Origin of the sequence: Vibrio tapetis subsp. quintayensis (genome assembly GCF_030409945.1) — a bacterium.
GTDB lineage: Bacteria > Pseudomonadota > Gammaproteobacteria > Enterobacterales > Vibrionaceae > Vibrio > Vibrio quintayensis.
Genome location: NZ_JAUFQV010000043.1, coordinates 215,706 through 238,835, shown reverse-complemented (window position 1 = coordinate 238,835; position 23,130 = coordinate 215,706). Strand labels below are relative to the sequence as shown.

Annotated in this window: 21 protein-coding genes and 2 tRNA genes; 4 read left to right on the top strand and 19 right to left on the bottom strand. The window is 42.7% G+C overall.

Annotated elements, in window-relative coordinates:
• Positions 1-72 precede the first annotated feature (72 nt).
• The 10 genes from QWZ04_RS22015 to QWZ04_RS21970 form a co-directional block, all read right to left on the bottom strand.
• Entirely contained in the window at positions 73-1,071 is a 999-nt protein-coding gene (locus tag QWZ04_RS22015) for a LacI family DNA-binding transcriptional regulator (RefSeq protein ID WP_290330421.1), read from the bottom strand.
• Positions 1,072-1,176: 105 nt separating this feature from the next.
• Positions 1,177-1,917: a chitin disaccharide deacetylase gene (gene chbG / locus QWZ04_RS22010; RefSeq protein ID WP_290330420.1), complete on the bottom strand. Its 741-nt coding sequence runs from the start codon at positions 1,915-1,917 to the stop codon at positions 1,177-1,179.
• A gap of 38 nt (positions 1,918-1,955) precedes the next feature.
• Positions 1,956-3,278, bottom strand: a complete 1,323-nt coding sequence (locus tag QWZ04_RS22005) for a 6-phospho-beta-glucosidase (RefSeq protein WP_290330419.1) — start codon at positions 3,276-3,278, stop codon at positions 1,956-1,958.
• Positions 3,279-3,302: 24 nt separating this feature from the next.
• A complete protein-coding gene (locus QWZ04_RS22000; protein ID WP_290330418.1) occupies positions 3,303-3,602 on the bottom strand; it encodes a PTS lactose/cellobiose transporter subunit IIA in 300 nt (99 codons plus the stop codon).
• Between the two features lie 136 nt (positions 3,603-3,738).
• On the bottom strand, positions 3,739-5,067 hold the full coding sequence (locus QWZ04_RS21995) for a PTS sugar transporter subunit IIC (RefSeq protein WP_290330417.1): 1,329 nt from the start codon (positions 5,065-5,067) through the stop codon (positions 3,739-3,741).
• Positions 5,068-5,199: 132 nt separating this feature from the next.
• Complete coding sequence (locus tag QWZ04_RS21990; RefSeq protein ID WP_290330416.1) at positions 5,200-5,505, bottom strand: PTS sugar transporter subunit IIB; 306 nt, start codon at positions 5,503-5,505, stop codon at positions 5,200-5,202.
• A 423-nt stretch (positions 5,506-5,928) separates the two neighbouring features.
• On the bottom strand, positions 5,929-7,146 hold the full coding sequence (gene lhgO, locus QWZ04_RS21985) for an L-2-hydroxyglutarate oxidase (RefSeq protein ID WP_290330415.1): 1,218 nt from the start codon (positions 7,144-7,146) through the stop codon (positions 5,929-5,931).
• Positions 7,146-9,314 (bottom strand): TRAP transporter permease, encoded by a 2,169-nt coding sequence (locus QWZ04_RS21980; protein ID WP_290330414.1) that lies wholly within the window; start codon positions 9,312-9,314, stop codon positions 7,146-7,148. The genes lhgO and QWZ04_RS21980 overlap by 1 nt, the downstream gene beginning before the upstream one ends.
• Before the next feature lie 124 nt (positions 9,315-9,438).
• Positions 9,439-10,452, bottom strand: coding sequence for a TAXI family TRAP transporter solute-binding subunit (locus QWZ04_RS21975; RefSeq protein ID WP_290330413.1), 1,014 nt, complete (start codon positions 10,450-10,452; stop codon positions 9,439-9,441).
• A gap of 315 nt (positions 10,453-10,767) precedes the next feature.
• The gene (locus QWZ04_RS21970) at positions 10,768-12,108 is read right to left on the bottom strand and encodes a sigma-54-dependent transcriptional regulator (RefSeq protein ID WP_290330582.1); all 1,341 of its coding nucleotides are present in this window, start codon (positions 12,106-12,108) and stop codon (positions 10,768-10,770) included.
• Between the two features lie 217 nt (positions 12,109-12,325).
• Between QWZ04_RS21970 and QWZ04_RS21965 the strand changes: the two genes are divergently transcribed.
• Positions 12,326-14,422 (top strand): PAS domain-containing sensor histidine kinase, encoded by a 2,097-nt coding sequence (locus QWZ04_RS21965; RefSeq protein WP_290330412.1) that lies wholly within the window; start codon positions 12,326-12,328, stop codon positions 14,420-14,422.
• A 15-nt stretch (positions 14,423-14,437) separates the two neighbouring features.
• On the opposite strand, the gene QWZ04_RS21960 is transcribed toward QWZ04_RS21965, so the two are convergent.
• The 6 genes from QWZ04_RS21960 to QWZ04_RS21935 all read right to left on the bottom strand — a co-directional run bounded on the left by QWZ04_RS21960 (position 14,438) and on the right by QWZ04_RS21935 (position 20,140).
• Positions 14,438-16,072, bottom strand: a complete 1,635-nt coding sequence (locus tag QWZ04_RS21960) for a HAMP domain-containing sensor histidine kinase (RefSeq protein WP_290330411.1) — start codon at positions 16,070-16,072, stop codon at positions 14,438-14,440.
• 45 nt (positions 16,073-16,117) lie between these two features.
• Positions 16,118-17,050, bottom strand: a complete 933-nt coding sequence (locus QWZ04_RS21955; RefSeq protein ID WP_290330410.1) for an ABC transporter substrate-binding protein — start codon at positions 17,048-17,050, stop codon at positions 16,118-16,120.
• Positions 17,051-17,287: 237 nt separating this feature from the next.
• Entirely contained in the window at positions 17,288-18,100 is an 813-nt protein-coding gene (locus QWZ04_RS21950; protein ID WP_290330409.1) for a nucleotidyltransferase domain-containing protein, read from the bottom strand.
• A 128-nt stretch (positions 18,101-18,228) separates the two neighbouring features.
• Positions 18,229-19,128: an AraC family transcriptional regulator gene (locus tag QWZ04_RS21945; protein WP_290330408.1), complete on the bottom strand. Its 900-nt coding sequence runs from the start codon at positions 19,126-19,128 to the stop codon at positions 18,229-18,231.
• A gap of 106 nt (positions 19,129-19,234) precedes the next feature.
• Positions 19,235-19,672, bottom strand: a complete 438-nt coding sequence (locus tag QWZ04_RS21940) for a hypothetical protein (protein ID WP_290330407.1) — start codon at positions 19,670-19,672, stop codon at positions 19,235-19,237.
• Positions 19,673-19,702: 30 nt separating this feature from the next.
• Positions 19,703-20,140 carry a c-type cytochrome gene (locus QWZ04_RS21935; RefSeq protein ID WP_290330406.1) on the bottom strand — a complete coding sequence of 146 codons (438 nt, stop codon included), beginning with the start codon at positions 20,138-20,140 and terminating at the stop codon, positions 19,703-19,705.
• A 199-nt stretch (positions 20,141-20,339) separates the two neighbouring features.
• Between QWZ04_RS21935 and QWZ04_RS21930 the strand changes: the two genes are divergently transcribed.
• Entirely contained in the window at positions 20,340-20,969 is a 630-nt protein-coding gene (locus QWZ04_RS21930) for a cytochrome b/b6 domain-containing protein (RefSeq protein WP_290330405.1), read from the top strand.
• Between the two features lie 5 nt (positions 20,970-20,974).
• Positions 20,975-21,403 (top strand): MarR family winged helix-turn-helix transcriptional regulator, encoded by a 429-nt coding sequence (locus QWZ04_RS21925; protein WP_290330404.1) that lies wholly within the window; start codon positions 20,975-20,977, stop codon positions 21,401-21,403.
• A 150-nt stretch (positions 21,404-21,553) separates the two neighbouring features.
• Here the strand turns inward: QWZ04_RS21925 and QWZ04_RS21920 are convergent.
• Positions 21,554-21,627 (bottom strand) — tRNA-Cys (locus QWZ04_RS21920).
• A 76-nt stretch (positions 21,628-21,703) separates the two neighbouring features.
• Positions 21,704-21,790, bottom strand: a tRNA-Leu gene (locus QWZ04_RS21915).
• A 438-nt stretch (positions 21,791-22,228) separates the two neighbouring features.
• On the opposite strand from QWZ04_RS21915, the gene QWZ04_RS21910 reads away from it, so the two are divergent.
• On the top strand, positions 22,229-22,630 hold the full coding sequence (locus tag QWZ04_RS21910) for a YkgJ family cysteine cluster protein (RefSeq protein WP_290330403.1): 402 nt from the start codon (positions 22,229-22,231) through the stop codon (positions 22,628-22,630).
• Positions 22,631-22,676: 46 nt separating this feature from the next.
• On the opposite strand, the gene QWZ04_RS21905 is transcribed toward QWZ04_RS21910, so the two are convergent.
• Complete coding sequence (locus QWZ04_RS21905; RefSeq protein ID WP_290330402.1) at positions 22,677-23,057, bottom strand: hypothetical protein; 381 nt, start codon at positions 23,055-23,057, stop codon at positions 22,677-22,679.
• Positions 23,058-23,130 lie beyond the last annotated feature (73 nt).

Below are 23,130 nucleotides of genomic sequence, written 5' to 3'. Positions count from 1 at the left end.
TAAGTAAACGCTTATTCGTGGCCTTAGTTCTCTATATTTAAAAGCTGTTAAATTGTCGCTTTCGCTTTTCAGTTAATCCAGCGTTCTATCTGCTTTTCTCACGATCAACTCAGGTACAAAAGTCGTTGGAACTTCCATTGACTGCCCATTCACTAGCCCCATCAAGGTTTTTACACCTTGCTTAGCCATCAGATTTATCGGGAAACAGACAGCCGTTACTGCGGGGTACAGTTCAGCGCATCGCTCCACACTATCAAAGCTGACTATTGAAATGTCTTCTGGAACTCTGATCTTTTGTTCATGCAAATATTGCATCGCACCGACTGTCATTTCTTCGCTACAAGAGAAAATAGCAGTAAGTTCAGGGTGGCGAGAGAGCAGCGCTTTCGTCGCATCGTATCCGCTACGAGAACCATAGTCTCCTTCTTCACACCAAGACTTTGGTACCTCAACGCCAAATGACGCCATCGTATCAAGGTAGCCCTGAATACGTTTTAGACTGTTTTCTCGGTATGTTGGACCGGTAATACAGCCGATTAATTTGTGTTTATTGTCCAATAAATGCTGCACAGCAAGGGAACTGGCCTTGTGATGGTCAAAGGTAATGCATCTTTCTTTTAATGCTGGCACGTAACGATCCAATAACACAAAAGGCGTCGATTGCTTAGCAAGTTCACACAGGTCATCATCTAACAAATGGCGGCTATGTAAAATATACCCGTCACAGCGCAAATCATGAAAACGTTGTATTGCAGCATGCTCACCGTCTTTAGTATGGTGCCCTTGAGAGGTTATAAGGAACTTGGAGTGGGAATCTAATTCAAATTGAACGTGCTCCATCACAGCACCGAAAAATCCACCAGTGTAATAGGTAACAAGTAAACCCATCATATTGCTCGAAGATGTTGCCAAAGAACGGGCAATGGCACTCGGCCGATAGTTGAGTTCAGCCATCGCCTGCTCAACTTTTTGTCTCGTTTCTTCTTTAAATTTCCCTTCGCCATTGATGATACGAGAAACCGTAGAACGGTTAACGCCGGCGAGTGCAGCTACATCTTTAATTCGAGCCATATACCTTTTCACTATTTATTTGATGGAAACCGTTACAAAAAAAGCCGTCAGAATCTAAAAGTTAGGGAAAAAGAAACTGACGGCTTATGATACACGGCGATGAGGTTAGGTCGAAGCTAATACCGAATAATCCGTGACTTGGATACCTCGCTGCTGTAAAAACACCCGAAAATCTGGTGATGATAGTGTTCTCAGCTCTTCCTCTCTCTGATCCAAATAACTACTCATCAAACTCAACTGACCATCAACGTAAGCAGGGTGGCACATCACTTCTAGTACCTCGCACCTACTTTCGTAGCGAATCATCAGTTTTTTTGCATGCTCAATTGAGATCTTGTCGTCATAAAACTGGTCAGTAAACAGGTATTGATTATTTACTTGTTTACTTCCTTCCAGCCCTACCCCTCGCAATGGAACTTGATATTGCTGAGCTACCTCACTGACAATGTTCGTAATCTGAGGGTGCGTATGTGCGTGATGGTGCGAGTCTATGTGGCTCAAAGGCAAGCCTAGAGATAAAAAACGTTCCACTTGAGCAACAACTTCTTCATAAACCTCGACAGGAGCGAAATCTCTCTTTTGCCAAAAATGAGGAATGGTGGGGAAATTTCCCGTCCAATTAGTGAGCGATTTATGGTGAGTGAGTGGCTTCCCTGTTGTGAACCTCAAATGTAGGCCAACCTTGAGTTCAGGTAAGTCAGCCGCAAGTTGAACAGCATGCTTTTCTGCCGGCATCGCAACCATCATTGTTGTAGAGCGAACCACCCCTTGGTGAAACGCGTCAACAATGCCAGTATTAACCCCTTCAGTTAGTCCAAAATCGTCTGCATTAAAAATGACTTTCATTTATCCCCACATCCTTTTCAAGCAATCCATTTAAAATATTAACGAGCTTCCGACGAAAACTGAGGTAAATACCTGGCATTTTCGTGCAATATATCATCGAGAATCGCTTTAGCACGGTTAATGTCTGGCACCAGCGGATTATTTGAAAGAGCAATTAGCGCTTTCTCATAGTCACCGTCAACAGCCGCTTCTATGGTAAGTTGCTCATAAGCTTTTACTTGATGAAGTAAACCACTAATATTCGCCGACAATTCTCCTACCGCGATAGGCTTTGCGCCCCAGCTGCCAACCACAGCACTGCATTCAATGACCGCATCATCTGGTAGTGAGTTAATCGCTCCATTATTCGGTACGTTGACAACATGAATACCATTACGATTATTGTATATTGCATCAACCAAGTTTAAAGATGCATCCGAATAATATGCACCACCTCGTTCCTCAAGTTCTTTAGGCTTTTCTGCTAAGTTAACGTTTTTGTACAGTTCAAATAATGTTTGCTCCGTTTTCATCACTTGTTCTGCGCGAGTCCCATTCGCTGTCGAGCTTTCTTTTTCTTCTTTTAACATCGCATCCGTTTGGTAGAAATAACGATGATAAGGGCAAGGGATAGCGCCAAGTGCTTTTAGAAACGTTGGATCCCATGGTTCTTCAAAGATATTCTTCATGCTGAAATTGGCGCCGTCACCGACTTTTTCCAGCACCGTATCGGTAATGTCTTCGCCGTTTAGCCACGCCTTAAGAACCCAAACTAAGTGATTTAATCCAGCAAATTCGAGCTGCACATCGCTCGATTCGCAATTCATCATTTCTGCAACCATCATTTGCATCGAAACGGGTACGTTACACAAACCAATGCTTTTCACTTTGCTGTATTTGTTCACCGCTTCAGTGACCAAGCCCGCCGGATTGGTAAAATTTAACATCCATGCATTTGGTGCCAGCTCCTCAATATCACGGCAAATATCAAGGATCACCGGTATCGTTCGTAGTGCTTTTGCAAAACCACCGGGGCCTGTCGTTTCTTGCCCGATCACATCATATTGCAGAGGAATGCGTTCATCACAAGCACGGGCATTAAGCCCACCAACACGAAATTGTGTCATAACAAAGTCTGCGCCGACTATCGCCTCACGACGGTCAAAACTGGCTTTGATGTCAATATCAGCGCCGACTTTTTCAGCCATGCGAGTGGCCAAAGCATGGATAATTTCCAGTTTCTCTTTGCCATCGTCAATATCAACCAAATGAATTTCTTTCACTGGTAGATAATCAAGGCGCTTTAATACTCCCTCAATCAATTCAGGCGTATAGCTGCTGCCGCCACCAATGATGGCAAGTTTTAGAGCATCTTTAGACATAAGTATTCTCCGTTAAGTAAACGACTATTTTTGTTGTAAGGCTACGATTTCAGTCGCTAATTCATGAGCTAGGATAGTTGTCATGAGATGGTCTTGCGCATGAACCATCACTAAGGTCATCGGTACTTTACCTTCGCCTTGATCGGCTTCTATCAATTGAGTTTGAATTAAATGTGCCTTGTTTAAGCACTCTTTCCCCAAATCTAGCTTTTGTTGTGCCTGTTCATAATCGTTTTGCCTTGCTAGCTTTAAAGCCTCGTAACTTAAGCTACGAGCTTCACCTGCGTTACAGATAATTTCCATAACCACCATTTCTTGTTCCATACTCCCTCCCGAGAAACTTAACTATAAAATTACTTACCAAAATGTACGTCAGTACGAATCAGTGTTTGACCAAAATTAGACTGAGAAATAGTGATCAAACAACTCATTCGACTGGTTTAACTATTCGCCTGATTAACTATGCTGCTACCGGTTTACCAGCAGGCGCTTCTTGTGATGGTTCTGCGGTTGCTTCTTGCTCAGCCAATACTTCTCTTTCAAACATTTTGAAGAAAGGTAAATATAGGAAAACATCCAAGATCAACAGGCCAATAACCAATAGAACGGGGGTAAACGTCCAGCCACTTCCCCACGACGCACCGATGATTGCTGGGGTGGTCCAAGGAGCCGTTGCCACAGCCATCCCAACAAACCCCATATGCACGGCAAAATATGCGATGGTTGCGTTGATGATCGGCACACATAAGAAAGGAATAAATAGTGTTGGGTTTAGCACTAAAGGTGTACCAAAAATAACAGGTTCATTAATTTGGAAGAAACCTGGTACCGCACTCATTCGACCAATGGTTTTCAGGTGAACAGAACGACTGAAACACATCAAAATGACCAGTGCTAACGTTGCGCCAGAACCGCCCAAAAAGATGTAGTAATCCCAAAAGGCTTGAGTAAATATGTTAGGAATTGGCTCGCCCGCAATAAACGCTTCTGTATTCATACCAATATTGGTAAGGAATATAGGAGATAGCAGACCTACTACAATAGCGGCGCCGTGAATTCCGGCAAACCAAAGCAACTGGCAAAGAATCAGAGCACCAATAATTGCAGGTAGTGAGTTTGACGCACTAACCAATGGTGTAAACATTTCAAGAATCAGTTCAGGGATCAACATACCAAACTCGGCTTGAACATATAGGCTTAATGGATAAAGCGTAACGAACACAACCAAAACAGGCAGAAGCACTTCAAATGAACGCGCAATCGCTGGTGGTACTTGCTCTGGCATACGAATGGTTACATTGTACTTTTTCATCAAACGGTAGAGTTCAACGGCAAAAAATGCACTCACCACACCCGTAAAGACACCGGTGCCGCCCATGTGCGCCACAGGTAAGCCACCATCACTAACCGGTGCTGCCACCAGCAAATAACACATTAGCGACAATGCCGCGCTCGTGATGCCATCCATTTTATAAGCTTTGGCTAAACTGTAACCCACACCTATGGACACAAAAACGGTCATTAATCCCATCGACATATTGAAGGGCATCATCAACTCATCAAAGTATGTTGCCGAAAAATCTAACCATGCTCGACCAAATGCAAATTCTGTGTCTGGGTCAAACGGGGGAAATACAAATATTAAAATAAAACTGCCAACAATAATAAATGGCATCGCGACAATGAACCCATCGCGCATTGCTCGTACATGTGGTTGGTTACCTACTTTTACCGCCAGTGGTGCAATATATCTTTCGACAAATCCTAATATCGAATTATACAGCTTCATAGTGTTTATCCTTATTTTAGACATAAAAAGACCCTACACTATATGTAAAACATATAACGTATATTCACTTGGCCTTTAAATATTACTTAGCGCCTATCTATTCGTATATATCCTCAATACGATGTAGATCGTCTACTTAATTAGGTTTAATGCTTGAGTCAGCACTTCATCGCCTTTCATCATTCCGTAATCTTGCGGAGCGATAGCGGCGATGCTCTTGCCATGGTCGTCTGCAGTTTTCTTTAGTTCGTCCAGTTGAAAACGCACTTGAGGGCCTAGCAAACAGACATCATACTCGCCAATCAACTCGGAGAAATTGTTAACCGCATGAGCTTCAATCTGACAAGTAATACCCCTTTTTTCAGCAGCTTGCTCCATCTTTTTCACCAACATACTCGTAGACATACCGGCACTACAACAAAGTAAAATTTTCTTCATGACTCACTCCTTATGCATAATAATCAATCTACGCAAACTGTACCAAATTTGCGCACAACAAAAAAGCGCAACCGGTTGCGTTGCACGTGAGGAAGATCGCATTTTGTAAAATCACTAAGCCAATCGCCCTCATTTAGTTGCGACTGAAATAGGGAGTCTTCAGGAAATAAACGTGAATAGCCTTATTTAATCGTTAGCTATTAATCGTAGAAATAGCAGTGAACTATTAAATAGTTGACTGTTGGTTAACAACAATTAAACCTTACCAATTATTAGATATATGAAATAACCTACTACGTAAAAATCAATTATGTCCGCTCACCTCGCGCTTAACTGAAACAGCACCTAACGTATAATAAAAAAGGCCACCAACAAGTAATACGCTTATTGGTAGCCTTAATTATCTATCGTTAGTCAGGGAGCCTATTGACTAACAGAACCCTCGATTTTGTCGCATATATAATGACCAATCGGCATGGCAGATGTTGCCGCCGGTGACGGTGCATTACACACATGCAAGCTACGCTCACTGCTTGCGAACAAGAAATCATGCACTAAAGAGCCATCAGACAACACCGCCTGGGCGCGTATCCCGGCTGGATAGGGTTCTAAATCAAGCTGTTCGATACTTGGACAATATTTGTTTACTAACTTCAAATAGCCAGGCTTCCATAATGAGTTTTTCCACTCCGTTAAGCCTGTTTTCAAATTATTGGCTGTTACTTTCCAAAATCCCGAATAGGTCAGCATTTGCATGGTATCTTTAAGGCTAAAGTTAATGTCGCCATAACCCTCTCGCTTCCAGCCCTGAACCGCATTTGGCCCTACGGTTACGGTACCATCGATCATTCGTGTCAAATGCACGCCCAAAAAAGGCAAGTCTGGATCAGGAATCGGGTAAATAAGGTGATTAACCACATCATTGTGCTTTCGATTCAAACGATAATATTCACCACGATAAGGGATGATTTGAAAATCGCACTCAATCCCTAGCATTTGGGTGACTCGATCCGCCATCAAACCACTGCACGTCACGACGAACTTGGCTTGCAACAACATACCTTGGCCATCCACTCGCGTCTCTATTTCTATTTCCGACGTCGATTCCGTCATCGAAACCACTTCAGTTCGCAAGCACACTTCGCCACCAAGGTTGGTGAACTGTTCTGCCATTTTCTCAGTCACAAGCTTGTAATCAACGATACTGGTTGAGTGAACCAAGATGGCACCTAATCCGGTAATGTTTGGTTCTGCCAGCTTCAGTTGCTCTTGATTCAACAACTCAGCTTCAATACCGTTGTCAGCACATCGTTGATAAAGCGCGTTCATTCGTTCCATTTCTATATCGGAAGTAGCGACTAACAGTTTTCCGCAGTTTTCTATCGCAATGTCGTGCTCCGCACAAAATGCTTTTGTTTGCTCTTCGCCTCGCTTGCAAAACTCGGCTTTCAAACTGCCCGGAGCGTAGTAAACCCCGGCGTGAATAACGCCGCTATTATGACCGGTTTGATGTTTAGCAAACCCGTCTTCTTTCTCGAGCAACAAGATTGATTTATCCGGAAATCGCGTTTTAAGCTGCCAAGCGGTCGACACACCGACGATCCCACCCCCAACCACAATATAGTCATAAACCTTGTCCATTACTGTATCGCTCCTTTCCCACCTGATGCCGTATCATGATACTGGTTTTCTTTTGTCTTCAATTCATGCTGCTTCTTATATTGCCTACTGCTATAAACAAATATTGCAACGAACACGACACAGCTCATTATCCGCACCATCAACGGAACATCCGCCCAAACGAGTAAAATACCAATAACAACCAGCAACGCTCTCAGCAACCATGTCAGCTGAGATTCTAAGTAGCCTTCGATCGCACCGATAAATGCGTAAGTGCCGATGATGGCAAAGAAACCAACCGTCAGTACTTCGGTGACATCCCAACTCACCAGCCCAGTGTAGGCAATCAATAACGGAACTAAATATAAGCCTTTCGCAATTTTCCATGCCGTTAGGCCTGTACGCATCGGCGGCGTTTTCGCGATAGTCGCTGCCGCAAATGCCGTTAAACAAACCGGTGGCGTGACGTTACTGTCTTGAGATAACCAGAAAATAATAAGGTGAGCCCCTAACAATGCCAAGCCAATCGCTTCTAGGCCCAAGCTTTGCTCTAACAGAGTTTCAACAAAATCAGCAGGCACAAGCGCTAGCATTTCTTTAGCCGTTTCTATCGCCATAGGGGCATTGAGTAAGTCCAGTTTTTCAGGCGCTGCCAACATAAAGATGGCTTTGGCTTGTTCTGGTAATGTGCCTGATGTCATTAACTCGAGCAGTTGGCTTTCAGCCAGTAGTTTATACAAAGCCGGTGCTGACAGCGTGCCAAGAACAATATAAGCCGCAGTAACCGGTAGCCCCATACCAAGAATCAAAGATGCCAATGCAATCAGAACCAACATGATGAACAAGTTGCCATTCGCCCAGCCATTGATCATTAATGAAAAAGTATTACCGATCCCCGTTGTGCTGATCACGTTGATCACAAGCCCAATGCCAACCAGCAATACCGCTGTTGTTGCCATGTTTTTCGCCCCTTGAGACAAGGCTTCGACGATGGCTTTAGGCCCCATTTTGTGATCTTTCGAAAACCAAGAGGCCACAACGACCGACACGATAGAAATACCTGCGGCATAAGTTGGCGTAAACCCTTGAACGAGTAAAGTCACCAGTACCGCCAATGGAATAAGGTTGTTCCAGCCAGAAAGCAGAACTTTAGACAATGACTCTTCACTGGTCGTGACTTTTTGAACACCGCTTCGCTTGGCTTCAATACGAACAAAAAAGCCAACCGATAGAAAATAGATTAATGCAGGAACAAACGAAACCGCGATGATGTCGACATATGGAATTTGGGTATAAGAGGCCATGATAAACGCACCAGCACCCATCACAGGAGGCATTAATTGCCCTCCCGTCGAAGCAGCCGCTTCAACACCCGCTGCAAAACGCGATGGAAAACCGGCTTTTTGCATCAAAGGAATACTGATAACACCGGTTGAAACCGTATTTGCAACACTAGAGCCAGACACCGACCCCATCAGTCCCGAACCGATAACAGCGATAAATCCCGGTCCACCGATGACTTTTCCTGCTGCCGCTCTCGCAACGTTGATGATGTAGTCACCCACACCTGAGCGCACCAAAAATGCACCAAAGAGAATGAACATGAATACGAATGTCCAGCTGATACGTGAAATCGAACCAAACATTCCTTCCGAGGAATAAAAGCTTCTGTACAACAGCGTTTCTAAACTTAAACCAGGAAAGTGGAAAATACCCGAAGCCCATTGCCCCCATAACACGACGTAACTTAAACAGACTAAGATAAGAATCGGGATGAACCACCCCATGGTTCGGCGGATCAGCTCGATGACAATCGCAATCGCCAATACAGCAAAGAACCAATCACTGGCGATGAACTTTACGCCTCGTTCATATAAGGCATCTTCTGCATAAGGGATATAAAGCAAACACGCAATTGCAGCAATACCGATTCCCACGTCGACAGCCAGCGCAATTTTGCTTTCTTTAAGAGATATATGCGCGGGATACCACAGTGCACAAATCACCGCAAACCCTGCAAAGTGAGTCGCAGATACCCATAATTCAGGTAATGTAGAAAACGTATTAAACCAAATATGCAGCAAAGACAACACGACACCAAAGCCCGTTATCGCCTTAGTTACCCATGGAAAAGTGGTTCTTGTGGGCAACTCAAATTTTTGCAGTTCTTCTTTGATGTCCTTGCTCATATATCCTCCTGAATACTTGGTTCGGAACGAGTTCGTACCTCTTCTTCCACACGGCTATTTCATTGCCATAATTGTTATGGCAATGCATGAAAATTACAGTGTGGAAGAAGAAAGGTTGCGGGAGTTACATCGCAACTAACGAATCAGGAATTGAGATACCCATTTCTTTGTAGAAACGTGCCGCACCTGGGTGTAAAGGCACCGGTAAACCCGCAATCGCTTTTTCTAATGCCATTGCTTTGGTTGCTTTATGAATGCCTTGCAAGAACGTTAAGTTGTCGTAAATCGCTTTGGTTAGCTGATAAACGTCTTCGTCAGAGATATCTTCGCGTACGGCAAGAAAGTTTGGCTGCGCGATAGTCGTGATTGGTTTATCAACACCAGGGTAGGTGTTCGCAGGGATTTCGTATTTGGTCCACAAACTGTAACTGCCGTTAGCCTGTTTGATTTGCTCGTCTGTAAAAGACAATATTTGGATGTCTTTACCCAGTGCGGCGAACGCTTGAGTTACCGCACCAACAGGTACGCCAGCAGGTGTATTCATGCCATCGATGGTACCGTTTTGGAGCGCACTCGCACTGCCACCATAACCCATGTACGCCAAGCTGAATTTGTCTGGGTCAATAGACAAACCTTTCATGATTTGGCGGCCTGAGTTTTCTGTACCGGAATTTTTCTTACCGATAGAGAATTTTTCGCCATTGAGGTTGGTTAAGTCGCTTACTGTCCCTGTCTTTGCGTATTCTGAACGAACAATTAAATGCTCTACGTTTTGCCAAAGCATAGAAACCGAGCGAATTTTCTCCTGACGACCAGACTTCGCATATGGCCCCTCACCGCCCCAAGCCCAAGCGCCATACAGCCCTTGTAAAATAGCAAACTGTGCTTCGTTTTCATTCAGTAGCTTGACGTTTTCACCAGACCCTGCCGAGCTAATCGCAGAAAGTGAGAAGTGATGTTTTTGAGTCAGCTTGATTTTACTCAATGTCGCAAGCGCAACGCCGACTGGGTAGTAAGTACCCCCTGTCGATGCCGTAGCCAAAATGTAGCTTCTTTGCTCTGCCGCCGACACGTTTGCTGCCAGACCAAATGAGGCAATAGCAACCGCCAAGGTTTTAACCAATTTGTTCATTTTCATCTTCTACTCTCCATGTGGTGTTTCACGTTATCATTTTATTAACATTCAACACCACTAACGCAATTTAGATGCCAACTTTCAAGTCACTGTTTAATAATACATTACTTAAAAAACCAGACCATAATGAGCAAAAACTTGCTCACTTAACGTCAGGTAGATGAGCAAGTTTTTGCTCATCTAGACCCTTTAAAATAATGGCCTGGTGGGGCTTACGCTCACACATTTGACAAACTTGTGACTTATGTTGTAATTTGGTTAAATTCCACATGAGCAAAATTTTGCCTATACCCCCTCCGTCTATTTATACGCAACCAATCAGTCTTTATAATCCAATCGGTTCAATCCTAACTTTTGCATTTTCTGATTCAATGTTCGCCTTGGTAGATCTAGCTCTTGCATTACGTCTGCAATGCAGCCATTCCACCGGGTTAGGGAGTCTAATATAACTTTGCGCTCAAAACTGTCCATTTGAATCGCTAGCGGTACCCCTTGCTGGCCTTGGCTTTCAACGTTTGAATTGGGCCTAATTGACAAAATATCCCCAACAGAAAGGGTGTCATCCAAAGCAAATCGAATCGCAATATTTCGTAATTCACGGACATTACCTGGCCATGAATAAGACAATAATGCTCTTTCGTCGGAATCACTTGCCTTACGGGTATTGGGGTTCGCTTGATGGGTAAAATATTCAAACAATACCAGAGCATCATCCTCACGATCTCTTAAAGGCGGCAGGTGCAATTGAGCTACGTTAAGTCGGTAGAATAGATCTTGTCTGAATTCCGAGTGATTAAGTAAGTCTTCTTTTGCAGCAGCGATAACTCGTAAATCTACTTTGCGCTTTTCATTGCTCCCTACTCGTTCTATCTCATGATCCTGTAACGTACGTAAAACCTTGACCTGCATTGCAACGGGCATACTTTCAATTTCATCCAGAAATAAAGAGCCTTTATCCGCGTATTCCAATTTGCCTATACGTCGTTTGGCTGCTCCAGTGAATGCCCCGGCTTCATGCCCAAACAATTCACTTTCAAACAGGTTTTCAGGGATGGCGCCACAATTAAGTGCAACTAAATGGTGAGAATTTCGAATGCTTTCTTGATGCAAGCAAGTGGCTACCAGCTCTTTACCACAGCCTGTTTCACCATAGATGATGACGTTAGTATCAATAGAGGCGACCTTAGCTATCTGTTTTCGTAAATCGCATATAGCCTTACTACGCCCTACCAGCACCTTTTCAATTCCTTCAATGTTTTTAAGGTAGGACTGCCTGTCTCGTTGAGCTATTTTACTTTGATATTCGTCTACCGCTTCTTTTACGGTGGAAGAAAGTCGTTCTGGGTTGAATGGTTTTTCAATAAAGTCGTAAGCACCGAGCTGCAGCGCTGTTACCGCCATATCCACATCACCATGTCCGGTAATGAGTATCACGGGCACATTAACCTGCTTAGACTGAAACTCCTTCAGTAAATCCAAACCATCGATATCAGGTAACCTCACATCACTGATAATCGCTTCAAAATCACCACTTTCGATAGCGCTCAGCGCGGAGAGTCCATACTCAAAAGAATGTACATCATAACCTGCAAGCTCTAGCCATTGGCTGGTTGCCTGACGAACAATTTCATCGTCCTCAATTAAGGCGATGGAGTGGATTGGTGGATGCTGCGTTGTTGTTTTGTCTGTATTCTCTTGCATTACTTCCCGCATAGCGACTTCCTAGTCCTTTACTGTCCCTTTGCTAATGCTCTCTACGGTAGGGAAAATTCTAATTGCATAAAAGGAGCTAGCTCCCATTTCTTACCAACAAATCTTTAACATTCAAAGCAATTATAGTTATCTAACCACTGTGGCTATTTAAATGGAGTTTGATATGACGTTCAGTCGAAAGATCGGATTGATCGCCATGTCGTTTATTCTTATCGCCATTAGCTTGAGCGTAAGCCGTTTTACCGCCACGCAATGGCAGCTATCTCACGCGCAAAACACCATAGAACAACGCTTGTTAGATTATGTGGGTGAGATCCGCCGTTCCCTACGCCGTTTCTCGCATCTGCCCTTCTTAATCACCAATGAAGCAGAGACATTACGCTTCCTGCAAGGTGATGTCAGCCTAAGACCTCTGCTAGAGTCCCAACTCATCCAATTAGATAAAGCCTCCAACACCAAGGGATGGTACGTGCTCTCCGAACAAGGCCAGGTGCTTATATCCAGTTTATCCAGTGACTCATTAAGTGAAGACGATTCACAATCCATTGCTTCTCAAATTCAACTCGACAGCGGCAGTTTATCGATAGTGACAAAAGTGGTGGGTTCGACACCCTACTATTACCTAGCGGCTCCCATTAATGTTGGATTCGAAGTGGCTGGCATTGCCGTTGTTCAAGTAGACTTAAGATTCTTGACAGAACAATGGTTTGCCAATGATGAAGCCATTCTTTTTCAAAATAAAAGCGGCACGTTTTTTCTTTCTAGCAGTAGCGCACTTAACGTCACTAAGCTGAACCAAATTGAGGCCCCCCGTAAGGCTTTAACCCAGAAAGAACTCTACAATGGAACACAGATCACCCAAAGTGCATTCTTAGGCCAAAAATACATTGTACAGTCTGTTGTATTAGACGACCTACAATGGCGACTCACCTATTTGACGCCATTAAAGGCCGTTGAAGAAACAGTGTCTTGGATCAGCTGGTCAACGGCTGGCGCCTGCTTATCTCTCATTTTGCTGTCCATCATTTGGAATTTACGTCATCAAAAGCGCATTAGCCAACTCAGAATACAGAAGTTAATTGAAGGTTCTGAAGAGCGCTTAAGCCAGATGATAAATAAAACCCAAGTTGGCATATTACTGCTAACCAGCCAAGGAGAATTAGCCGAGATAAACCCTATGGCAAAGCGCTACTTTAATTTGTCAGATACCATGGTAAACAACCTGCCTGCATGGCAACTCTTCGATACCAACAAACCAAACTCAACGATTTTTCAATTGCTTAAAAACCTAAATAGGCACCACGATCTTGCAGAGATAAACAGTATAGAAACCATGGCTCGTCGCAGCGACGGTAGTCATTTTCCAGTGTTATTTTCAATTACGGTACTGCATTGGCACAATACCCATTATTACTTAGCGACCGTTATTGATATTAGTAAACGGAAAAAAGCGGAAATCGCACTAAAAAACGTCAACAGTGAGCTGCAAGATAGAGTAGAACAGCGCACTCAAGAGCTGAAAGATGCACAAAATGAGCTGATAGAAATCAGTAAAATGGCGGCATTGGGCAGAATGTCGAGCGCCATTACTCATGAACTTAACCAGCCACTCACCGGGCTAAGAACCTTACTTACCAGCAACGATTTGTTAATGGAACGCGGTGAGACTCAAATGCTTAAAGCCAATAACAAATTGGTTCACACGCTTATTGACCGAATGGCTAAAATGACGAATCAGCTTAAATCTTTCGCTTTCAGTCGCCCCGAGCAACTCCACCCAGTCTCTATCCCAGAAGCGCTCAATGAAGTACTGAGAATACATCAACACCGACTTGATAACATTGATGTTCGAATTCGCTTAGCTACCGATATTGATCAAGTGTTAGGAGAAGAACAACGGATACGACAGGTATTAGGTAATTTAATCGTCAATGCTTGCGATGCCATGAAAGACACATCGGTGCCTCAACTGATCATCAGTACACAACGGCAAGGCGACAAAGTTGTGTTAAACATCATGGATAATGGCAGTGGAGTCGCGCAGCAAGAGCTAGCGACTATTTTTGAACCCTTTCATACTACGAAAAAGATTGGCGAGGGGTTGGGGTTAGGTTTGTCTATTTCAGCCAATAGCATGCGAGATATGCAAGGCTCATTAAGTGCCACGAACAATAGCAAGGTTTGTGCACCCAATGTGCAATTAGAACAAGAACGCACGACCGGCATGACGTTCACCGCCACTTTCCAATCCCTTGACTAACGATTCGTCTACGGGTTAATGAACGGTACTATCATCAAACTTTATTGGTACTTTTATAGCAAAGGCGACGCCTTTATCTAATTCGCTGCTACAGCTTATTGTGCCTCTCAACTTGCTCGTGATGGTATTGTAAACGATATTTAAGCCAAGACCGGTTCCACCTTGATTTCTATTTGTAGTAAAAAATGGTTCAAATATCTGGCCTAAATTACTTTCCTCAATTCCTTTACCGTTATCTTTATATAAAATATTTATGTACTTATCTTCACGTGAAATATCAATGGTGATTTTTCTTTCTATACCATTATGAGGTTCATTCCCCCCACCGAAGCCATGTATTGTTGAATTGAGAATTAAATTGGTAAACACTTGCGCATAAGCGCCAGGAGATGACTTTAAATTTATCTCTTCGTCAGAGGTAACATCGACGACCACATTATTTTTTTTGACCACCCCGTCTAAACTAAATATAACCTCTTTCAAATAAGATGTCAGTTCGAACAACCGAACATCTTCACTCGTTTGATCAACCGCCACTTGTTTAAAGCTATTAATCAAATGAGCGGTACGTTCAATATTCTTGTTTAATTGCTCAGCACAATCGTTAGACTGTTGTAAGAACATCTTTAGATCTTTTGCACTTAGCTTGTTATCTTCAAATTTCCTTCCTAAGTCTTCATTAATTTTAAGAAAATGTGTTACTACGGTTAAACTTATGCCTACAGGAGTGTTGATTTCATGTGCAACACCGGCAACCAACCCGCCTAATGATGCCATCTTTTCTGACTCTACCAACTTATCCTGAGTTTCTTTTAGGACCACGATTTTTTGAGCCAATTCATCGTTAGATCGAGTGAGTTCGATGGTTCTTACTTCAACTTTATCTTCCAACTCATCTATATTTTGTTTGATCTTGTCTTTCATGATAGAAAAACCATGAGACAGCTGAGTTAATTCATAGCTACCATTAATTTGTATTTCACTTTCTAAATCACCATCTGAAATATTCTTTGAAGCCGCAATTAATCTCTCAATAGGAGATAGCACATGTCTAACAATAAGTATGATACACAACGAAATTATTGTAACAATCAATAGCGTTAATACTAAAAATTTATTCCTAAAATCAGTTAATGCTTCATACTTAACACTTAATGGCATTGAATATCCCACTATCCAATCCCAATTTTTGTATCGCTTTAAAATCACCCACTTATCAACCCCTTGCACTACAACGTTAAAATCCCCTTGTTCAGCTTTTACTATTTTTTGGTAAACTTTACTATTAACATAAGCTTCAGGGTTTTCGACGTTATAAGTAGGATGCAGCGCAAGCAGCCGTTCTTCATTAATAATGAACGGGTATACTTTCATCGTCTTTGCATAATGTACCTTTCTTAGCTCATTAATCGAAAACTCTTTAAAACTGTATTCATAGCTTTCGACCAAATTTGTTCTTAGAAGCTTTTGATATCGATTATCTAAAGACTGCAGAATTGTATCTACCTTTTCCGTATAAAAATTCAATTGCTTCTTATCAATTGTTTTTCTTATTTCATTGGCAGATATGTAGTATAGCGTGAGCATCCCGATTAGGAGGACAAAGAGCACCATAAATAGTATTTGGAACTTCAGTTTTTTCTTAAACATCCCACTTCCTTCGCACTCTTTACATACTCTACGCTGCTAGTAATATCATTCCACTAAAGTTGCCATATCGATCATTTCAATTGGAAAGATGATACCCAACTTTTTAGCCAACGACATATTTAGGCTGATCTTGGCTCTTTTATTTTTGGTTATTGGTATCATCGTTGGGGATGTACCATTAAGTATTTTTAGCGCTGTTTTCGCGCCATACTCACCAAATTCGTGTACGTCTTTGGCAAAACTAACGAGCACGTAAGGATGCAAAGATTGGTCGGTAGTCCCCGTTGGAATCTTCGTTTCACTCTTAACGATCTTTGCTGCTTCCATATCGTCCCAGTTATTGATGCCCGCATTATTCAAAAACAGTATGACATCCACTTCATTTTGAAGAGAAGAGTAAGCAATTTTCCACTCATCAAAAGTATTAACTAACTTAACCTCACTAAACTCTAGGCCTAAGTTATTTTGATAGAAATTTAGTGTTTTTCTATCTGTTAACGTGTCTCCGGATAAGAAAGCGACTTTTTTTCCGTCTGTATATTTTTGAAGTTCCTCAATAAGTTCTTTAGCCAAGTCGACTTCTATCTGCCCAGTCACGTTGTTATAAGGGTAACCATACTGCTCAGCACTCCAATTCACCCCCATGAACACAAAGGGCAGTTCTGCATCTTTATACTTTGATACCACATATTTGCTCGCTGAGTCATCACTGGCAATCACAAGATCAGGCTGCCATTCCGCGATCACTTTTTGAACTTTGAGCCCTTCATTTTTACGTAATTCATCCTCCTTAATGCGCTTGGTATCCATATGAACAAACTTCAGTTCAATATTTTCAGGAAGCAACATATCTTTTACGACTTGTATTTGAATGATCGAGGAGTAGAAGTCTTCATGGTAGGAGTTTATGTATAAAACTTTTGTTTGGCCAAAGCTTAAGGTGGAATAAAAAAATAACAGCAATAAAACCTGTTTCATAACAACTCCCTTAGTGTCAATCATGAAGCAATTGACCTTGCACAACAGTAAGTAATAGACCTGAACTGACTATAGTCTAGTTTCTTACTTCTATCCAAAGTGGGGCTTTATAAATGGTATAATCGAAGCTAGGCCTTATTATCGCACTCCATATCAATAGGTAAAAAAAACTCTTTCATCACCCTATTGTAAAAAGATATCTAGCGACCTAAGTGGTGTTTAGGGTTAGTAACGATCTTATCTAAGGTTTGAACGCGATCTTAAAGAGTCACTCTCCTCGCCTAATAATCTAATCAGCTTTTTACCAAAGCCATTAAACAGCGCGATGCCTTTTTCTTTTGACGCCAGTTTCCCTAACGCAAGATCAAGCGCCAATTGGATGTGTTCATGATCATCTGGGTAATATTCTAAACAAACGTTGGCACAGTTTGTCAGGTCGGTATACCAACTACTGTCTTGATCCGCTACCAAAAGATATGCCGTTCGGAGTATTTTCTTACCGAGCACTTTGCCCACGTCATCTGGCGACATGAGAGAAAACTTCTCCTCCATATCTTGTAAAAAGGTCGCTAGGTCTTGGTTCATTTGATAGGAAATATGGGCATTAGGGCGGCATTTTTCGAACTCAATGGATAGATCCACTCCCCACACGCAGCAGCAACAGTGCTTTAGCCAAAATTGCCAACGATATCTCTCAGTCGGGTCTAACACTTCGGCTACATGTCCCGGGTCGATATCTAGCTTACTGATTTCAGGGAAGCTCTGCGGAATAGAGCGAGACATGGCAGCTAACTCTGCTAACTTAGATGCCGTAAGGGGTTGTTTAAAAACGATTGATACGTCTAGATCTGATTTTCCTACAACGGCATTCCCTCTAGGGACGCTACCATAAAGGTAAATGCTGTGAATGTGATCAGGAAAAGTGGTGATTAGAGCGTCAATAACGGAATCCACAACAAGAATAAAGTCCGCTTGAATGCTGTTTACAGAACAGGTGTTAGCGATAAAGCCTTGGCAATCCAGCCCAGAGTCGATTTTTTGTGCATGCATAACTTTCCCTAATTACAGTGCTTTACACCTAACGTTAACCTACTCTATCAAGCTATATCAATCAAAAATCGGCCTCTTACATACTGATACTCTAGTGTACCGATACATAGCAGAGGCCGCTCAAGTTATTACTTTATCGCACTGCAAAAGCTCACATCTGAAATATCTTTTTGTGCATCATAGCTGTGGTAAAGCTCAAAGCATGGCCTGTCATCCATCTCAATTCCAAGCTCAACTATTTGGGAAATATGATCGTTCCATGCAGGGCCATATTGCTGCTTGTCTGTAATCGTTTTTCGCGTTGTCGCATACTCACCACCAGCAAACGCCTGTAATTCAATATCTCCTGATATTTTCACGTCCTCTGGCACCATTAAACAGATGTCTGTTCTGCATTTTTCAAGAGGCGTTAGCTCTGGATTATCGTGATAAATAAAGATGCATGTCGCGTCGGCAACTCCTGCTGCGCCTGCCCATTGGTACAGTTTTCCAACAGCAGGTTCGTAATTTTCACCATAAGGGCCAGTAACACGAATGTACGCAAGGGTTCCCGGTTCTAGTTCTTTTCTTTCCATGGTTATTCTCCGTTGTTTAACCTTGGAAGAAGTATATGAATCGACGGCCAAAGAGTCGTTTCCATTCTTGCTCAGTTGGTTTCCTATCTTGCTATTTTTAATCGCAATCGAAAATAACTCGACACTTGGGCAACGACGTACATCTGTTGGAGACATATTAAAGTGCTTACGAAATGCTTTAGCAAAATTTTGTGAACTAGAAAAGCCATACTCCAGCGCAACGTCGATCACGGCTGGTTTTTTATAGAACAGATCTTGAGCCGCTTGTTGTAACCTCAAGCGACGCAAGTAATCATTCAGGGTTTCGTTTGTAACGGCTTTAAACACCCTATGAAAGTGATAAGGCGACAGTGACGCAATGCGCGCTACGTCCTCAAGGTTGAGTTGTGAGTTGTAGTTTTTCTCTAAATAACGAATCACTGGTTTAAGTTTTAAGTGGTAATCAGTTTTCATGCGTTATTCCTTTAGAGAGCATTCAATTGCTCTAGCATGACAACTTACTGGTTTTATGTACAGTTATAAGTACCCATTTCTGGACATAAAACATGCTCCCATCACGTTATCTCTTTTTCATCTTTAACCCATCTTTGATGTTCAGCCCCATGAGAACTAAATTGATGCTCCCTGCGACTAGCTCTAATGCTTGCACGCTATAGAACACCGTTCCAAATTGACCTTGGCTAGCAAGATGTTGCAGATAAATGGCCGATGGAACAAGAATCAGTAAGCCGTTCATTGCGATCAAAGGCATGCGCTTTTTCTTTCGACCTATCACGCCACCTCTCGCATTGGGTGCTAGTTTTGTCCCTGTAATGCCTGTTAGCGCCATGACAAAAATCAACAGTCCCATGGCATACATTATCGACGTTTTTACCGTCAAAATGGCATGATGGTCACCAAACAACTCCACCAACAAGGAGCTACTAAAGAACGAGAAAATCATAAAAAATGCTGTCATGGCAGCGATGCGGTGAACATTAGCAATACGTATATTCATATGAATACCTTATTTAGTGGAAAGATAGATTTACCAGCGAGATCGATAAGTGCGGTGACAGCCACGGCACGTATTTTCGGATTGTTTAAGACCATTTTCGGCCATGCTGACACTCTGTTCTTGGCTTGCCCTGTACATCTCTTCAAAGCCTGAATTCATTTGACTAAGGAGGGAGTCAAATTTGTTCGATTTATCCCACACTGCGTCTTTTGCTTTGCTGCCGTCCTGGCTCCCTTTAGGGAAAGACACCGTTAACGTATGACCGTGCTCCTGTAACGTTTGACTCAGGCTAGCCAGTTCATCCCAGCCTGTTTTTGAGCCATCGATAACGTCATCGGCTTGTCCTAATACGGTTTCTATTTCTGAAAACGCGTTTTGTCTTGCTTTGATTTCTGTTTCGAACCCCTGCGCCAATACTGTCGTAGGAATCATCACCAAAAGTAACGCCGTCAATGTTTTCATGTTCATTCTTCTATCCTCTGTTTCGCCAATCCGCTTGTTGCAAATTCAGCGCTATAAATCGATTGTTTGATCAGCCAATCTGGTATCAAAGCGACCCGCGGTCGTGTCTTGCCTCTTAATTTACACAACAACCATTGCGCTCGCAACAGTTGTTATGTAAATTAAAGCAAAGAAACATATATTCGTTTTTAGCAGGAATACAATTATGAAAGTTTGGGATCTCGCAACTCGCCTATACCACTGGACACAAGCAGCCGTTTTTGTTGGATTAATGATTTCTGGCCAATCAGGTAACGGCCCTCATGTCCAACTGGGATTAATTTTGCTGACGTTGGTCATTTGGCGGGTCTGTTGGGGGTTTATTGGTAGTGAGACAAGCCGATTCAGTCAATTTGTCCGATCGCCTAAAATTATATGGCACTACTTAACCGGCCAACTTGATAAACAAGCAGGCCATAACCCCCTGGGTGCGCTGATGGTTGTCTCGTTGATTTCTTCTTTGCTGCTTCAGTGCCTATCTGGCCTCGCGTTAGCCGGGTTACTCGATCAGCTTCCTATGGCTGAGATTTGGCTGACCGATGCCGTATTTTCAGCACTGGAGTCGATACATTATTTCTTAGCCGACGCTCTCAGCGTTTTGGTTTTTGTCCATGTCCTGGTCATTCTTATATATAAACTCGCCAAAAAACCACTGGTTTGGGCGATGATTACCGGATACCAAACTAAGCCGTCAACATCCGCTGGTCCAATACTGGCATCAAACCTACGCGCTTTATTGGTGCTAATTACTGCTGGATTAGGTACCATGACAATAATTGCATTATCAATGGTATAGCAAACATGAGTAGTGAGTTCGACAGACAAAGTAGCTTCGGGTGGATGATTAACGTTATCGCCAATCAAGCCGCCAAAAAATTTGAAGTAGAATTAAAAAAGCACGGGTTGACGGTGGCCCTATGGCCGACCATGATGTGCTTATGGGAAGAAGAGGGAGTAACGCAAAGAGACATTTCAGCTAAATCTAAGGTAGAAAACTCCACTACGACTCGCACGTTAGACAAACTGGAACACCTTGGTTTGGTCGAACGAAGAACCGATCCAAACAGCCGTCGCTCTTTCCGAATCTATTTAACCGCGAAAGGACACGGGTTAAAAGAAACGTTACTGCCGATACCTGTCGCGGTTAATCACGAGATGTTAAGCTCGCTTGATAATACAGAACAAAAAGAGATGATTCGGATGCTACAAAAGATGGTTGCTGCCGTTTAATACCATAAGCCGTCGTTGGCCCGAATTACCCATCCCATAATCGGTCAGGGAGTATCGCTGCTAAAAATAAGCGCTACTCCTTTTTTGTAGGGAAAATACCATTCTTAAACAAAAAAGCCCCAGCATTTCTGCTGGGGCTTAATCAAATAATGGAGGCGCCTCCCGGAGTCGAACCGAGGTCCACGGATTTGCAATCCGCTGCATAGCCACTCTGCCAAGGCGCCATTATTCTTTTTCTGCTTATACTTTATAGCGAGTCATAAGCGTAGTTTTACTTCCACTGCGTGAGTAGAAAATAGATGGTGCCCCGGGCCGGACTTGAACCGGCACAGCGCGAACGCCGAGGGATTTTAAATCCCTTGTGTCTACCAATTCCACCACCAGGGCACGCAATTCTTTATTGCGATGCTCTAAACCAATGTGCTCTATAAGAGCGGTTAGACACCATCTTCATACTGACGCTTCAATCTCTGAAACATCAATACTGCAAATTTTTTTCTCTAGAGCGGTTTGCCCTGAGAACGAAACGTACTTTAACGGATTAAAAAATTCCGTCAACACTAATTTTGCTCATTTTAATCAAGTGATTAAAAACCACACTCATCACCAGCTTACCAACCACTTTTCGGACGTTTTTGGTGCAAGCGAATAAAAAGTAATTTTTCTCCTAGCCAAACACTCTGGAGTTCTAGCTGATCGATCAGTCGAAATAGTCGGGGTTAACCAATACCAATGATCACAACCCGAACACTTATTTGCTCAGACGCCATTCATACTCATTGGTGATATACTGCGGGCTTATCGTCTGTTCGAACTGGTGTAGTAATGAAAGCGTGTAATCAATGTGGGAAATGTTGCATCAAATATGGAGATGGCGCACTTTCGGCTAGCACTGAAGAGATCGCCCTTTGGGAGTTATTTAATCCTGATATCTTCGAATACGTAAAAGATGACGAAATTTGGTTTGATCCAGAGACAGGAGTAAGGCTACAGCAATGCCCATTTCTAGAGATCGCCCCCAAACTAAACCCTAACGCGCAAAATAAGTACACCTGCAGCATTTATCTTGATAGGCCGGAAGACTGCCGCCATTACCCTAGTCTTATCGCTGAAATGGTCAGAGACGAGTGTGAGATGATCGAAACGATTGATTTAGAGAAACCAAAACTCGCCCAAAGAAGACTCGATTTTTTAATGAAAGACAGCCGTCCCGCAAGTGGCTCATAACCATCTGACATTAGTTAAATCCTTTGCTATTTTTTTTGTGCAACGGCTAACCGTTGTTTTTCATTTCTATTCTATAGCAAATAAACAAACCAACAGCACCACCTAGGTAGGTTAGAGCCAGTGGGATATAAGTTGGTCGATATGCGTAATTTACACCATAGCTTTCTGGATAATGACTGCCTGCTAACAGCAACCAAGCCGAAGCTGCGCCTACGAGTAACCATATTGCTGCTACTGCTATTTTATGGATAGGTGCCAGCCAATAACCGACTAGCACTACCGTCATTGCCGCAACAAAACCAGCAATAGGCTCTGCCCATAAAGAAAGATATTCAGTAACTCCAACCACAAGGAATACAACCGCATAAAATGCCGCTGGTACGCCTACCAACATGACGCCATATCTAACAATTGAGTTTTTCATCATTATCCCACATCAAAGTACGAGCTTAATAATAAAGAATTCGAGTCGCTATTTCTGTCTAGAATTGTATCGATAT